This window comes from Pseudomonas sp. TE3644 (assembly GCF_056278815.1).
Genome location: NZ_JBWBQF010000001.1, coordinates 965,326 through 979,184 on the forward strand (window position 1 = coordinate 965,326; position 13,859 = coordinate 979,184).

Annotated in this window: 13 protein-coding genes; all 13 read left to right on the plus strand. The window is 62.0% G+C overall.

The features are described from left to right. The first annotated feature begins 163 nt into the window (after window positions 1-163). Window positions 164-1,456 carry a motility associated factor glycosyltransferase family protein gene (locus ACZ9GA_RS04380; protein ID WP_457356880.1) on the plus strand — a complete coding sequence of 431 codons (1,293 nt, stop codon included), beginning with the start codon at window positions 164-166 and terminating at the stop codon, window positions 1,454-1,456. Further along, window positions 1,453-1,719 (plus strand): hypothetical protein, encoded by a 267-nt coding sequence (locus ACZ9GA_RS04385; protein ID WP_457356879.1) that lies wholly within the window; start codon window positions 1,453-1,455, stop codon window positions 1,717-1,719. The genes ACZ9GA_RS04380 and ACZ9GA_RS04385 overlap by 4 nt, the downstream gene beginning before the upstream one ends. A gap of 388 nt (window positions 1,720-2,107) precedes the next feature. Next, window positions 2,108-2,956, plus strand: coding sequence for a flagellin domain-containing protein (locus tag ACZ9GA_RS04390; protein WP_027981681.1), 849 nt, complete (start codon window positions 2,108-2,110; stop codon window positions 2,954-2,956). Window positions 2,957-3,029: 73 nt separating this feature from the next. Then, window positions 3,030-3,398 carry a flagellar protein FlaG gene (locus tag ACZ9GA_RS04395; RefSeq protein ID WP_457356878.1) on the plus strand — a complete coding sequence of 123 codons (369 nt, stop codon included), beginning with the start codon at window positions 3,030-3,032 and terminating at the stop codon, window positions 3,396-3,398. Between the two features lie 96 nt (window positions 3,399-3,494). After that, complete coding sequence (gene fliD / locus ACZ9GA_RS04400) at window positions 3,495-4,964, plus strand: flagellar filament capping protein FliD (protein WP_457356877.1); 1,470 nt, start codon at window positions 3,495-3,497, stop codon at window positions 4,962-4,964. A gap of 157 nt (window positions 4,965-5,121) precedes the next feature. Next, on the plus strand, window positions 5,122-5,517 hold the full coding sequence (gene fliS, locus ACZ9GA_RS04405; protein WP_457356876.1) for a flagellar export chaperone FliS: 396 nt from the start codon (window positions 5,122-5,124) through the stop codon (window positions 5,515-5,517). A gap of 23 nt (window positions 5,518-5,540) precedes the next feature. After that, on the plus strand, window positions 5,541-5,834 hold the full coding sequence (fliT, locus tag ACZ9GA_RS04410; protein ID WP_457356875.1) for a flagellar protein FliT: 294 nt from the start codon (window positions 5,541-5,543) through the stop codon (window positions 5,832-5,834). Window positions 5,835-6,001: 167 nt separating this feature from the next. After that, window positions 6,002-7,477 carry a sigma-54 dependent transcriptional regulator gene (locus tag ACZ9GA_RS04415; protein ID WP_457356874.1) on the plus strand — a complete coding sequence of 492 codons (1,476 nt, stop codon included), beginning with the start codon at window positions 6,002-6,004 and terminating at the stop codon, window positions 7,475-7,477. Window positions 7,478-7,728: 251 nt separating this feature from the next. Continuing rightward, window positions 7,729-8,919: a sensor histidine kinase gene (locus ACZ9GA_RS04420; protein ID WP_457356873.1), complete on the plus strand. Its 1,191-nt coding sequence runs from the start codon at window positions 7,729-7,731 to the stop codon at window positions 8,917-8,919. A gap of 5 nt (window positions 8,920-8,924) precedes the next feature. Then, a complete protein-coding gene (gene fleR, locus ACZ9GA_RS04425) occupies window positions 8,925-10,328 on the plus strand; it encodes a sigma-54-dependent response regulator transcription factor FleR (protein ID WP_457356872.1) in 1,404 nt (467 codons plus the stop codon). 254 nt (window positions 10,329-10,582) lie between these two features. Then, window positions 10,583-10,912: a flagellar hook-basal body complex protein FliE gene (fliE, locus tag ACZ9GA_RS04430; protein WP_027981673.1), complete on the plus strand. Its 330-nt coding sequence runs from the start codon at window positions 10,583-10,585 to the stop codon at window positions 10,910-10,912. A 15-nt stretch (window positions 10,913-10,927) separates the two neighbouring features. Next, window positions 10,928-12,715 carry a flagellar basal-body MS-ring/collar protein FliF gene (gene fliF, locus ACZ9GA_RS04435; protein ID WP_027981672.1) on the plus strand — a complete coding sequence of 596 codons (1,788 nt, stop codon included), beginning with the start codon at window positions 10,928-10,930 and terminating at the stop codon, window positions 12,713-12,715. Further along, the gene (fliG, locus tag ACZ9GA_RS04440) at window positions 12,708-13,727 is read left to right on the plus strand and encodes a flagellar motor switch protein FliG (RefSeq protein ID WP_457356871.1); all 1,020 of its coding nucleotides are present in this window, start codon (window positions 12,708-12,710) and stop codon (window positions 13,725-13,727) included. The genes fliF and fliG overlap by 8 nt, the downstream gene beginning before the upstream one ends. Window positions 13,728-13,859: the final 132 nt, after the last annotated feature.

Consider the following 13,859-nt stretch of genomic DNA (forward strand, 5'->3'; position numbering starts at 1 on the left):
TGATTGTGGGAGCGGGCTCTGCCCGCGAAAAGAACGCCGCAGTCCTGACTGGATACGCGGCGTATCCTTCGCGGGCAGAGCCCGCTCCCACAACCCTGTGCTGCTACAGGGTTTCGCCTTCTGATACGCTTGTGGGCTGAACGTATCACCAAGGCCGCCTCCCATGACCGACATCCCCCAGCGCAACGCGCACCTTTTGCAAACGCGCTGGCCGCTGTTGTTCGACCGCCTGCAACTGGAAAGTCCTGACACTGTGCCTGCACAGCTGGTCGAGGGCCTGGGCACCACCCTGAGCATCAGCGGCGTGCAGCTTACCAGTCGTCATGATCGCCTCGCCGAGGCCCAGCTCCAGGCCGCGACCATCGCTGAGCAAGCGCCCCAGGTTCATGTATACGGCACCGGCCTGGGCGACCTGCAGCGCGTCCTGCTGCAACGCCCCGCACTCCAGCGCCTCACGGTGCACATCCTCAACAGCGCCGTGTTCGCCCTGGTGCTGCAAATCCTCGAACAGGACGACTGGCTGGCCGACCCTCGAGTCGAGCTGGTGATGGCCGGCGATCACCCTGAAATCTGCCTGCCGTTCTTCGCCCTGCCTTCGGAGCTGGTGCTGGCCGACGACCACAACGCGCGGATTCGCGACCGGCTGACCAGCGAAGTGCACCTGGCGTTCAACAACCGCGAATTCACCGCCCAGGATCCGGAGATTGCCCGGCGCCTGGAAGAGGCGCTGCCGCTGTTGCACAGCGACCCCGACGTGGCGCAGCTGTTCGGCTCGCAGCCGGGGCGGGGGTTTTTCGTGATTGCCACGGGGCCCAGCCTGGAGCAGCACTTTGCCAAGCTAAAGGCGGTGCGCGAGCAAGCGGATCGCCCTTTCTTCATCAGCGTTGATACCGCCTACCGGCCATTGCTCGCCCACGGCATCGTGCCCGATCTGGTAGTCAGCATCGATCAGCGCATCAGCAGTCGCCACTTGCCGGCCGAGGGCTCCGAGGCCGTGGGGCTGGTGTACTTGCCGTTGCTGGAGAAGTCGTTGCTGGAAAGCTGGAGGGGCCCGCGTCACGTTGGCTACTCCGCCAGCCCGGTGTATGCGCAGCTGCGCGAGCAACTGCCCAAGGCCAGCCTCTATGTGGGCGGCAGCGTGATTCACCCGGCGGTGGACCTGGCCGTGAAGATGGGGGCAGGGCAGGTGACGCTGTTTGGCGCCGACTTTGCTTTCCCGGGCGACAAGACCCACGCCGGTTGGAGCGATGGCGACCTGGGGCCGCAGTTGCAGGCCGCCAAGCACTGGGTACTCGACGGTCGCGGCCAGCGCGTGCGTACCCAGCTCAACTTCCGCAGCTATTTGGTGGAGCTTGAGCGCTACATTGCCGGCCACCCCCAGGTGCCGTTCTTCAATACCAGCCGTGCCGGGGCGATGATCGCCGGCACGCAGTTCGATGCGGAGTGGTGCCAATGAGAGGTTTTGCGCAATACCGTGAACCGGCGGTTGCCTGTGCCCATCTGTTCCGCCTGGGGCGGGATGTGGAAGCGGCGTTGGTGATGGTGGAATTGTTCGGCGCGCTGATACCGCTGTTTGATCGCACGCCGCCTGCGTTGCAGCAGCAATGGGCGGCAGTGCTGGGCGAGATGCTGGCGTGCCAGGAAGGGCAGAACTGGTTGGCGCTGGCCGATTATCTTGAATATGAATTGCTGGAGCTGATGCGCCAGGGCGACATCTGAAACACCCTGTGGGACCGGGCGAAGCTCGGGAAGCGGACGACTCGATATTTTGGTTGGCCTCTTCCCGAGCTTCGCCCGGTCCCACAATCATTTCGCATTGCCAAATTTCATCTATCATCAATCCCCAGCTCCGGGCCGTGACGACCCGGGGCGGGCAAAAATGTGATCTGTGTCACAGTCGATACGCGGGCGGGTCAAGGTAAAGGGATCGTCGAGGGGGCTGAAACCCCCGGTTTACAAGGGGAGGCGCACTGATGGCGTTTTTTTTCAAAAAAAGCCCTCAAGCAACTTCCCATCACGACGATAACTATTACGAAGGTTCTCTAGGCCACACCCGGCGGTTGCCAGGGCCGGAAGCCGCTGCACCCACCCATCGAGGAATTTCGTCATGGCTTTGACTGTAAACACTAACATCGCTTCGCTGACCGTTCAGAACAACCTGAACAACGCTTCCAGCGCTCTGTCCACCGCAATGACTCGTCTGTCTTCCGGCCTGAAAATCAACAGCGCCAAAGACGACGCCGCTGGCCTGCAAATCGCCAGCCGTCTGACCACTCAGATCAACGGCCTGACCATGGCTACCAAGAACGCCAACGACGGTATCTCGATCGCCCAGACCGCTGAAGGCGCTCTGCAAGAGTCGACCAACATTCTGCAACGTATGCGTGAACTGGCCGTTCAGTCGCGAAACGACTCCAACAGCACCGCTGACCGTACCTCGCTGAACGCCGAATACGCTCAGATGAGCGAAGAACTGACCCGTATCTCGACTTCGACCACTTTCGGTACCGGCATGAAACTGCTGGACGGTTCGGCTTCGACTCTGGAATTCCAGGTTGGCGCGATGACTGGTTCCGACCAGCACATCACCCTGTCCCTGACCGGCAACTTCTCGGCCAGCGGCCTGGGTCTGTCGTCGACTTCGATCTCGGGTACCAGCAACGACGCAGCGCACAGCGCGGTCGACGCCTCGATCTCCGCCATCGACGCCGCACTGGCCACCATCAACAGCGCTCGTGCTGACCTGGGTGCCAAGCAAAACCGTTTCTCCAGCACCATCTCCAACCTGAACAACATCGTTTCGAACGCTACCGCTTCGCGTTCGACCATTCAGGATGCTGACTTCGCTGCTGAAACTGCTGAACTGACCAAGCAACAAACTCTGCAGTCGGCTTCCACCGCGATCCTGTCGCAAGCCAACCAACTGCCTTCCGCTGTACTGAAGCTGCTTCAGTAATAGCAACGGCTAGTTAAACGGAAGGGTGCTCACGAGTGCCCTTTCGTTTTTTCACATTTTCGAGGTGACGGACATGGACATGAGCGTCAAATTGAGCGCGTCTTACCCCCAGGTTGCAACGCAAGCGACGGCCGCCAGCGCAGTCGCGCCCGCTGTGCCCGCGGCGAGCACCGCCACCGCGACGGCTACAAGCGACACCAGCAGCACGCAAGAGCCCAGCCGGGAAGAATTGGACAAGGCAGTGAAGGACTTGCAGGACCATGCTGATTCCACGCAGCGCGGCCTCAGGTTTTCCATTGACGATACAACCCACCAGGTAGTGGTCAAGATCATCGCTACCGACAGTGGGGAAGTGGTACGGCAACTGCCGACCGAAGCCGCCTTGAAGTTGGCGCGCTACTTGAAAGAAACCGACAGTATGCTGTTGGATACGCAGGTCTGAGTGCGTTGGCACGAGACTTGATTGAATTTGTAGAAATCTGCTTACTCTAGGCGTTTTGTCAAAAAGCCGACAGTCGCCTGAACGGGAGTTCAACCAATGACCACTACTTCCAGCACCACGAGCTCGACCAGCACTACTGGCACGACCGCGGTCAGCAGTTCGGGCGGCATCACCGTCAGCGGCATCGGCTCGGGTGTCGATACCGCAGCCATCGTTGAAGCACTTGTCAACGCGCAGAAGGCGCCGAAACAGGATCAGATCACTGCGCAGCTGTCGACCACGGCGGCGTTGAGCTCTGCAGTCAGCACTGTCAACGAGGCTCTGAAGACGTTCACTACCGCCATGGCGGCGTTGAATGATGTCAACTCGTTCACTGGTCTGGCAGCGACCTCGTCGCTGGAGACGGTCGCGACCGCGAAGTCGAGCAACACGGCAGCGGCGGGTACCTATAACCTGACCGTGTCGCAGATTGCCACCAGCTCCAAGGTCACGACGGCTGCCGTTTCGGGCGGTGCAACGACTGTCATGACAACCGCCGCGACCACCCTGAGTATCACTCAGGCAGATGGCACCGCGTACTCTGTATCGTTGGCGGCAAACACCACCCTGTCTGGCGTGCGTGATGCAATCAACAGCCAGTTGCAGTCTGCCGGTATCTCGGCCAACTTGGTAACTGACTCCAGTGGCGCGTCTCGCCTGGTGCTGTCGTCGACCACGACTGGTGAAAATACGGGCTTGTCGGTCAGTGGTATTGACGCCTTGGCTATCGATGGTACTCAAAAGGGTTCCAGTAGTAGTGCGGGCTATCTCGGTACTCTGCCTCAGGACGCGAAGTATTCGATTGATGGGCTGGACAGCATGACCAGCTCCAGCAACTCGCTGACGACTGCGGTAAGTGGCGTTACCATCAACCTGACCGGCACCGGCACGACAGCGATCACCGTTGGCTCCAGCACCGACGACATGAAAACGTCGGTCACCACTTTCGTCAGTGCCTACAACGCGTTGATGCTGGCAGTGACCGCGCAGACAGCCGTAACCGCCACCGGCGCCACCGAGAGTACCAGTAGCTCAGCCACCACCACCGCTGGCGCGCTGACGGGTGACTCGGGGATGCGCTCGTTGCTGGCGGCCATCCAGGGGCAGTTGACCAAGACGAGCACCACCAGCGGCAATCTGAGCATCCTGTCGCAGTTGGGCGTTACCACGCAGACCGACGGCACCCTGCTGATGAGCGACACCGACTGGGACACGGCCATGACCACCAACGCCGGCAACGTTGCCGGTCTGTTCGTGGGTACCAGTGGCCTGCTCACTCGCTTGACCTCGGTCATCACGCCGTATACCCAGACCGGCGGCATTCTCGAGACCCGCATCAAGCAATACGCGGCGACTACCAGCGATCTGAATGATCAGCAGACCGACCTCGATTCGCGCATGACCACGCTGACCACTACCCTGACCGCCAAATACACGGCCATGGACACCTTGGTAGCCCAGCTCAACGCCACCAGCTCCAGCGTGATGACCACCCTGAACGCGCTGAACTCCAGCTCGTCAGACTGATTCATACCGCTGCAAAGGGCCCGGGCGCGTCGTTTTTCGACACCCCGGGCTTTGTCGTTTTCAGGCTGGCGCCCAGGCGCCCTAAAGTTTTTTGCGGACCAGTCGACACAATGGTCATGCAACACACATCACTGTTGACGTGTAACGAGGAAGCAACATGAATCGCATGAAAGCCCTTCGCCAATACCAGAAGGTCAGTTCTGTGGCGCAGACCTCCGAGGCGAGCCCTCACCGCCTGGTGCAAATGCTCATGGAAGGCGGGCTCGATCGCCTGGCGCAAGCCAAGGGTGCGATGAGCCGTGGCCAGATTGCGCAGAAGGGCGTCATGATCAGCCGGGCCATCGAAATCATCGGTGGCTTGCGTACCGGCCTGGATCCTGAGAAGAGTGGCGGTGATCCGGCCTCGCTTCAGGACCTGGATGCGCTGTACGCTTACATGATGCAGCGCCTGGGCGAAGCCAATCGCAAAAACGATATGGACATGATCGACGAAGTCGCCCGCCTGCTGATTACCGTCAAGAGTGGCTGGGATGCCATTGCTACAGTTGAGTAAAGCCAATGTCCGAGGAAGTCGACATGAGTGCGCTGCAACGAATTGAACACACCAGCCACGCCCTGACCGATGCGCTGGCCGCCCGGGACTGGGAAGCCATCCGCGAACTGGACCGCCAGTGCCGCGCCTGCGTGGATGCCTTGGCCACCGAAAAGCCGGAAGATGAAGGCGAAGTGCGCAGCAAGCTCGAGGGTCTGCTGGCTGTGTATCGGCAGTTGCTGGAGGTCAGCAGGGGTGAGCGCAAGGCAATAGTCGACGAGATGTCACAACTGAAACATGCGCACAACGCTGCAAAGGTTTACCATCTGTTCCGTTAATTTGCTCGGTTGATCAGAAGTAATGCGCCATAAATTTGACTGTATTCGCTTTTTTGACTTAACTAGTAGCTGTTTACTTTCTTCAGGCGTCTACCATCCGTAAACGGCGAATTGACGTCTAGCTTGCCCGTAAAGGGCATCGAGTTGACTAGGGAAGTTGCTATTGCATGTGGCGTGAAACCAAAATTCTGCTAATCGATGACGATAGCGTTCGCCGCCGGGACCTGGCGGTGATACTCAATTTTCTCGGCGAAGAAAATTTGCCCTGCACCAGTACCGACTGGCAGCAGGTGGTCGATTCGTTGTCGTCGAATCGGGAAGTGCTTTGCGTCCTTGTCGGGACCGTGAATGCCCCCGGTACCCTTCAAGGATTGCTTAAGACCATCGCCGGCTGGGATGAGTTCCTTCCGGTATTGCTTTTAGGTGAAACCAACACGGCCGAGCTGCCAGAAGACTTGCGCCGGCGCGTGCTTTCCAGCCTGGAAATGCCGCCCAGCTACAGCAAGCTGCTGGACTCCCTGCACCGCGCCCAGGTCTATCGCGAGATGTACGACCAGGCCCGCGAGCGTGGCCGTCAGCGCGAGCCCAACCTGTTCCGCAGCCTGGTAGGCACCAGCCGTGCCATCCAGCACGTGCGCCAGATGATGCAACAGGTGGCCGACACCGACGCCAGCGTGCTGATCCTGGGTGAGTCGGGCACCGGCAAGGAAGTGGTGGCGCGTAACCTGCACTACCACTCCAAGCGCCGCGACGCGCCGTTCGTGCCGGTCAACTGCGGGGCCATCCCTGCCGAGTTGCTGGAAAGCGAACTGTTCGGCCATGAGAAGGGCGCCTTCACCGGCGCCATCACCAGCCGGGCAGGGCGCTTCGAACTGGCCAACGGCGGTACCCTGTTCCTCGACGAAATCGGCGACATGCCGCTGCCCATGCAGGTCAAACTGCTGCGCGTGCTGCAGGAGCGTACCTTCGAGCGCGTGGGCAGCAACAAGACCCAGAGCATCGATGTGCGCATCATCGCTGCCACGCACAAGAACCTGGAAAGCATGATCGAGGTGGGTACGTTCCGTGAGGACCTGTACTACCGCCTGAACGTGTTCCCGATCGAAATGGCGCCCCTGCGCGAACGCGTCGAGGACATTCCGCTGTTGATGAATGAACTGATCTCGCGCATGGAGCACGAAAAGCGCGGTTCGATTCGTTTCAACTCCGCCGCCATCATGTCGCTGTGCCGCCACGGCTGGCCGGGCAACGTCCGCGAGTTGGCCAACCTGGTCGAACGCATGGCGATCATGCACCCGTACGGCGTCATCGGCGTCGCAGAGCTGCCGAAGAAATTCCGTTACGTGGATGATGAAGACGAGCAGTTGGTCGACAGCCTGCGCAGCGACCTGGAAGAGCGCGTGGCCATCAACGGCCATACGCCGGACTTCACCACCGGCGCCATGCTGCCGCCCGAGGGCCTGGACCTGAAGGACTACCTGGGTGGCCTGGAGCAGGGGCTGATCCAGCAGGCGCTGGATGACGCCAACGGTATTGTCGCGCGTGCGGCCGAGCGCCTGCGTATCCGTCGTACCACCCTGGTGGAGAAGATGCGCAAGTACGGCATGAGCCGCCGTGAGGGCGATGATCAGACAGATGATTGACGCTTGAGTTCCGCTAACCGGCGCAGGGATGCGCCGGTGAACTTGTTTTGTATCCTTCCCCGCACTTCTCTTCCTCGCTCAACCCCCCGTCTATATTGCCTTTCCTTGATTTGTATCAAGGATGATTCCAATCTTTGCCCCTGTGAAGCGGCGCACAAAATGATTCGGCACGACGATTGCTACATACCCGTCACGATACCCATTTATGACGGTATGCCACGCGAGAGATCACGATGCCACAGGCCGCCCCCATGACCACTGACCCTGAACTCGAGGGTAAGCCCTGCGTTGAACAGGCCAGCCGGCTTGGCCTTGAGCAGGCGTTTGCGCTGTTCAACCAGATGTCCACCCAGCTCAGCGATTCCTACGGCATGCTCGAAGCCCGGGTGGCAGAGCTCAAGGGCGAACTGGCGGTGGTCAGCGCCCAGCGCATGGCCGAACTGGCCGAGAAAGAGCGCCTGGCTAATCGCCTGCAGCACTTGCTGCACTCGTTGCCTGGTGGCGTTATCGTCATCGACGGCCAGGGCGTGGTGCGCGAAGCCAACCCGGCGGCGTCCCAGTTGCTGGGCGAGCCCCTGGAAGGCATGTTGTGGCGCCAGGTGATTGCCCGCTGCTTTGCGCCGCGTGAAGACGATGGCCATGAAATTTCCCTGAAGGATGGCCGTCGCCTGTCGATCGCCACCCGCTCGCTGGACGCCGAGCCGGGCCAACTGGTGTTGCTCAATGACCTGACGGAAACCCGTCGTCTGCAGGATCAGCTGGCGCGCCACGAGCGTCTCTCGTCCTTGGGGCGCATGGTGGCGTCACTGGCCCATCAGATTCGTACGCCGCTGTCGGCCGCGCTGCTCTACGCCAGCCATTTGACGGAGCAGGCGCTGCCGGTGGAAACCCAGCAGCGCTTTGCCGGGCGCCTCAAGGAGCGCCTGCACGAGCTGGAACATCAAGTGCGCGACATGCTGGTGTTCGCCCGCGGCGAGTTGCCGCTCAGCGACCGCCTGACGCCCGCGGCCCTGTTCAAGGCCCTGCAGTCGGCGGCCCATACCCATGTGCAGGATTTGTCGGTGCGCTGGCAGTTCGATTGCCCTCGCGGCGAACTGCTGTGCAACCGCGACACCCTGGTGGGCGCCTTGCTGAACCTGATCGAGAACTCGATCCAGTCCAGCCAGGGCCAGGTCCACCTGAAGATTCACCTGTATGCGCGCGATCACCAGCTGCGCCTGGCGATCAGCGACAACGGCAGCGGCATCGAGCCGGCCGTGCTGGCGCGCCTGGGCGAGCCGTTCTTCACCACCAAGACCACCGGCACCGGCCTGGGCCTGGCCGTGGTCAAGGCGGTTTCCCGCGCCCACCAGGGCGAGTTGGTGATTCGCTCGCGCCTGGGGCGCGGTACCTGTGCGCTGGTGACGCTGCCCATGATCCATGCCCGTGCGGTGCAGGAGTAACGCTGATGGCCATCAAGGTCCTGCTGGTTGAAGATGATCGGGCCCTGCGCGAAGCGCTGGGCGATACCCTGGAGCTGGGCGGCTATGAATACCGCGCGGTCGGCAGCGCCGAAGATGCTTTGCTGGCGGTGGCCAGCGAGGTCTTCGGCATGGTCATCAGCGACGTCAATATGCCGGGCATGGACGGCCATCAGTTGCTGTGCCAGTTGCGCGCGCGCCAGCCGCAACTGCCGGTGCTGTTGATGACCGCGCATGCCGCCGTCGACCGCGCCGTGGAGGCGATGCGCGCCGGTGCGGCCGACTATCTGGTCAAGCCGTTCCTGCCCAAGGCCCTGCTGGACCTGGTGGCGCGGCATGCCCTGGGCTGCCTGGGGGCCGCTGAGAAAGAAGGCCCGGTGGCGGTTGAGCCGGCCAGTGCGCAACTGCTGGAACTGGCCGCCCGCGTGGCACGCAGCGATTCCACCGTATTGATTTCGGGTGAGTCGGGCACCGGCAAGGAAGTGCTGGCGCGCTACATTCACCAGCAATCCAACCGTGCTGGTCAGCCGTTCATTGCCATCAACTGCGCGGCCATTCCCGACAACATGCTGGAAGCCACGCTGTTCGGCCATGAGAAGGGCTCGTTTACCGGCGCCATTGCCGCGCAGCCGGGCAAGTTCGAGCAGGCCGACGGCGGTACCCTGTTGCTCGACGAAATCTCCGAAATGCCGCTGGGCTTGCAGGCCAAGCTGCTGCGAGTGCTGCAGGAACGCGAAGTGGAACGGGTAGGCGCGCGCAAGCCCATCGCCCTGGACATCCGCGTGGTGGCTACCACCAACCGCGATCTGGCCGGCGAAGTGGCGGCGGGGCGTTTCCGCGAAGACTTGTATTATCGCCTGTCGGTGTTCCCGCTGGCCTGGCGTCCGCTGCGTGAGCGCACCGCCGACATTCTGCCGCTGGCCGAGCGCCTGCTGGCCAAACACGTCAATAAAATGAAGCACGCCGCCGTGCGCCTGGCGCCCGGTGCCCAGGCTTGCCTGGTGAGTTACCCGTGGCCGGGTAATGTGCGTGAACTGGACAACGCCATTCAGCGTGCCTTGATCCTGCAGCAGGGCGGCCTGATCCAGGCCGAAGACTTCTGCCTGGCAGGGCCTGTGGGTGCGGCGCCGTTGCCTGCGCTGTCCATCGTGCGCAGCGCGCCGGCCCCCGTCGAGTCCTTGACGGCGCTGCCGGCCGAGGCTGCCGGTGGCCTGGGCGACGACCTGCGTCGTCGCGAGTTCCAGCTGATCATCGACACCCTGCGCACCGAGCGCGGCCGCCGCAAGGAGGCCGCCGAACGCCTGGGCATCAGCCCGCGCACCTTGCGCTACAAGCTGGCGCAGATGCGCGACGCCGGCATGGACGTCGAGGCCAGCCTGTACGCCAGTTGAATATCCCATTCCCAACGCATGCCCCTGTAGCCGCTGCCGCCAGGCTGCGCTGGCCCCCGAGTACACCCGAGAAGCTTCGATTGTACGCTGGGGCCAGCGCAGCCTTCGGCAGCGGCTACGGGTAGGTCGTGTGCTTGGGGATTGTTTTGTAACGAATTCGTGATGCAAGTCAGGAGCTGGCACCCTTGTTGCTACCTCCTTTGTATCCGTTGTAACAGTGTCAAAAAATTGCGGGCCGTCGGAGAGAGTGATCCATGAGCCAAGGTATTGAATTCAACCGTCTGATTATGGACATGCGCACCATGCAGGCCGATGCCATGGGGGCCAGCAAAACTGCTGCCGCGCCCGAAGTGGCCGGTACCAGCAGCTTTGCCGATTTGCTCGGCAATGCGGTGAACAAGGTCAGCGACACCCAACAGGCGTCCGATCAGTTGGCTAACGCCTTCGAAATCGGCAAAAGCGGTGTCGACATCACCGACGTGATGGTCGCGTCGCAAAAAGCCAGCGTGTCGTTCCAGGCGCTGACCCAGGTACGCAACAAGCTGGTTCAGGCGTACCAAGACATCATGCAGATGCCGGTTTAAGGGCGAGATTGAGACATGGCAGACGCAGTCGTGGATAACGTACCCGCCAAGAGTGGCGCAGCCGGTGGCAAGTCGCCGCTGATGGGCCTTTCTTTCCTGGAGAATATTTCCAAGATGACCGTGTTGCGTCAGGTGGGCCTGTTGGTCGGCCTGGCTGCAAGCGTGGCGATTGGTTTTGCCGTGGTGCTGTGGTCGCAGCAGCCCGATTACCGTCCGTTGTACGGCAGCCTGGCCGGCATGGACACCAAGCAAGTGATGGAAACCCTCAACGCGGCCGACATTCCGTACACCGTTGAGCCCAACTCCGGCGCGCTGCTGGTCAAGGCCGATGACATCGGCCGTGCGCGCATGAAGCTGGCAGCTGCCGGCGTGGCACCCAGCGACGGCAACGTCGGCTACGAAATCATGGACAAGGAACAGGCGCTGGGCACCAGCCAGTTCATGGAAACCGCTCGCTATCGCCAAGGCCTGGAAGGCGAGCTGGCGCGGACTATTTCCAGCCTGAACAACGTCAAGGGTGCCCGCGTGCACCTGGCCATCCCGAAAAGCTCGGTGTTCGTGCGTGACGACCGCAAGCCTACCGCCTCTGTGCTGGTGGAGCTGTACCCGGGCCGCACCCTGGACGCCGGGCAAGTGCTGGCCATCGTCAACCTGGTGGCCACCAGCGTGCCTGAAATGGACAAATCCGGCGTTGCCGTGGTGGACCAGAAAGGCCACCTGCTGTCCGACCAGCTGCAAGACTCCGAGCTGACCATGGCCGGCAAGCAGTTTGACTACAGCCGCAAAATGGAAAGCATGCTCACCCAGCGTGTGCACAACATTCTGGAACCGGTGCTGGGCAACGACCGCTATAAAGCGGAAGTGTCGGCCAACGTCGATTTCAGCGCGGTGGAATCCACCAGCGAGCAATTCAACCCCGACCAGCCAGCCCTGCGCAGCGAACAGTCGGTGACCGAACAGCGTTCCAGCGGCAGCGGCCCGTCCGGCGTGCCGGGTGCCTTGAGCAACCAGCCGCCGAACCCGGCCAGCGCACCGCAGAAAACCGGTGCGGCAGCAGCCGCTACGCCGGCGGCGATCCCGCCAGGCCAGCCGTTGCTGGACGCCAATGGTCAGCAGATCATGGACCCGGCCACCGGTCAGCCGATGCTGGCGCCGTACCCGGCCGACAAGCGTAACCAGTCGACCAAGAACTTCGAGCTGGACCGTTCCATCAGCCACACCAAGCAGCAGCAGGGTCGCCTGACCCGCCTGTCGGTGGCCGTGGTAGTGGACGACCAGGTCAAGACTGACGCCAAGGGCGAAGTCACCCACACCCCGTGGAGTGCCGACGACCTGGGCCGCTTTACCCGCCTGGTGCAGGATGCGGTAGGCTTCGACGCCAGCCGTGGCGACAGCGTGACGGTGATCAACGCACCGTTCTCGCCGGACCGTGGCGAAGTGGTGCCGGAAGTGTCCTTCTACCAGCAGCCCTGGTTCTGGGACGTGGTCAAGCAAGTGTTGGGCGTGCTGTTTATCCTGGTGCTGGTGTTCGGTGTACTGCGCCCGGTGCTCAACAACATCACCGGCGGCGGCAAGGGCAAAGGCCTGGTTGGCGCCGACGGCGATGTGGAACTGGGTGGCATGGGCGGTCTGGATGGCGAACTGGCCAACGACCGCGTCTCCCTGGGCGGCCCGCAGAGTATTCTGCTGCCGAGCCCAAGCGAGGGCTATGATGCTCAGCTGAACGCAATCAAGAGTCTGGTGGCCGAAGATCCGGGTCGCGTGGCCCAGGTCGTGAAAGAGTGGATTAACGCCGATGAGTAACAACCAAGCGCTTGTCGCCAAACTGACCAAAGTCGACAAGGCAGCCATCCTGCTGCTGTCCCTGGGCGAGACCGACGCTGCCCAGGTGCTGCGGCACATGGGCCCCAAGGAAGTCCAGAAAGTGGGTGTGGCGATGGCGCAGATGCGCAACGTGCACCGCGAGCAGGTCGAGCAGGTGATGAGCGAGTTCGTCGAGATCGTCGGCGATCAGACCAGCCTGGGCGTCGGTTCGGACACCTATATCCGCAAGATGCTGACCTCGGCCCTGGGCGAAGACAAGGCCAACGGCCTGATCGACCGCATCCTGCTGGGTGGCAACACCAGCGGCCTGGACAGCCTGAAGTGGATGGAGCCGCGCGCCGTCGCCGACGTCATCCGCTTTGAGCACCCGCAGATCCAGGCCATCGTGGTGGCCTATCTGGACGCCGACCAGGCCGGTGAAGTGCTGGGTCACTTTGACCACAAGGTGCGCCTGGACATCATCCTGCGCGTCTCCTCGCTGAACACCGTGCAGCCTGCGGCGCTCAAAGAGCTGAACCTGATTCTGGAGAAGCAGTTCTCGGGCAACTCCAACGCGGCACGTACCACCCTGGGTGGTATCAAACGTGCGGCCGATATCATGAACTTCCTCGACAGCTCGGTGGAAGGCGCGCTGATGGATTCGATTCGCGAGGTCGACGAAGACCTGTCCAGCCAGATCGAAGACCTCATGTTCGTGTTCAACAACCTGGCCGACGTGGACGACCGCGGCATCCAGGCGCTGCTGCGCGAAGTGTCCTCGGACGTGCTGGTACTGGCGCTCAAGGGGTCGGACGAGAACGTCAAGGAAAAGATCTTCAAGAACATGTCCAAGCGTGCCGCCGAACTGCTGCGCGACGACCTGGAAGCCAAGGGCCCGGTGCGGGTCAGCGACGTGGAAACGGCGCAGAAGGAAATCCTCACCATTGCCCGCCGCATGGCCGAAGCCGGCGAGATCGTGCTGGGTGGCAAGGGCGGCGAGGAAATGATCTAAGCCCCTGTAGCCGCTGCCGCCAGGCTGCGCTGGCCCCTATTTGCACTGCAGATCTACAGTGTGGGTCAGGGCCAGCGCAGCCTGGCGGCAGCGGCTACAAGGCGGTCCTTTTTTGTGCAACGCATTCTGGCG

What these genes read in the sequence shown, in the direction of transcription:
- fliF (WP_027981672.1), top strand. Translation starts at nt 10,928, where the DNA reads ATGGCAGACGCAGTCGTGGATAACGTACCCGCCAAGAGTGGCGCAGCC.
- ACZ9GA_RS04385 (WP_457356879.1), top strand. Translation starts at nt 1,453, where the DNA reads ATGAGAGGTTTTGCGCAATACCGTGAACCGGCGGTTGCCTGTGCCCAT.
- fliD (WP_457356877.1), top strand. Translation starts at nt 3,495, where the DNA reads ATGACCACTACTTCCAGCACCACGAGCTCGACCAGCACTACTGGCACG.
- fliG (WP_457356871.1), top strand. Translation starts at nt 12,708, where the DNA reads ATGAGTAACAACCAAGCGCTTGTCGCCAAACTGACCAAAGTCGACAAG.
- ACZ9GA_RS04380 (WP_457356880.1), top strand. Translation starts at nt 164, where the DNA reads ATGACCGACATCCCCCAGCGCAACGCGCACCTTTTGCAAACGCGCTGG.
- ACZ9GA_RS04420 (WP_457356873.1), top strand. Translation starts at nt 7,729, where the DNA reads ATGACCACTGACCCTGAACTCGAGGGTAAGCCCTGCGTTGAACAGGCC.
- fliE (WP_027981673.1), top strand. Translation starts at nt 10,583, where the DNA reads ATGAGCCAAGGTATTGAATTCAACCGTCTGATTATGGACATGCGCACC.
- fliT (WP_457356875.1), top strand. Translation starts at nt 5,541, where the DNA reads ATGAGTGCGCTGCAACGAATTGAACACACCAGCCACGCCCTGACCGAT.
- fliS (WP_457356876.1), top strand. Translation starts at nt 5,122, where the DNA reads ATGAATCGCATGAAAGCCCTTCGCCAATACCAGAAGGTCAGTTCTGTG.
- ACZ9GA_RS04395 (WP_457356878.1), top strand. Translation starts at nt 3,030, where the DNA reads ATGGACATGAGCGTCAAATTGAGCGCGTCTTACCCCCAGGTTGCAACG.
- ACZ9GA_RS04415 (WP_457356874.1), top strand. Translation starts at nt 6,002, where the DNA reads ATGTGGCGTGAAACCAAAATTCTGCTAATCGATGACGATAGCGTTCGC.
- fleR (WP_457356872.1), top strand. Translation starts at nt 8,925, where the DNA reads ATGGCCATCAAGGTCCTGCTGGTTGAAGATGATCGGGCCCTGCGCGAA.
- ACZ9GA_RS04390 (WP_027981681.1), top strand. Translation starts at nt 2,108, where the DNA reads ATGGCTTTGACTGTAAACACTAACATCGCTTCGCTGACCGTTCAGAAC.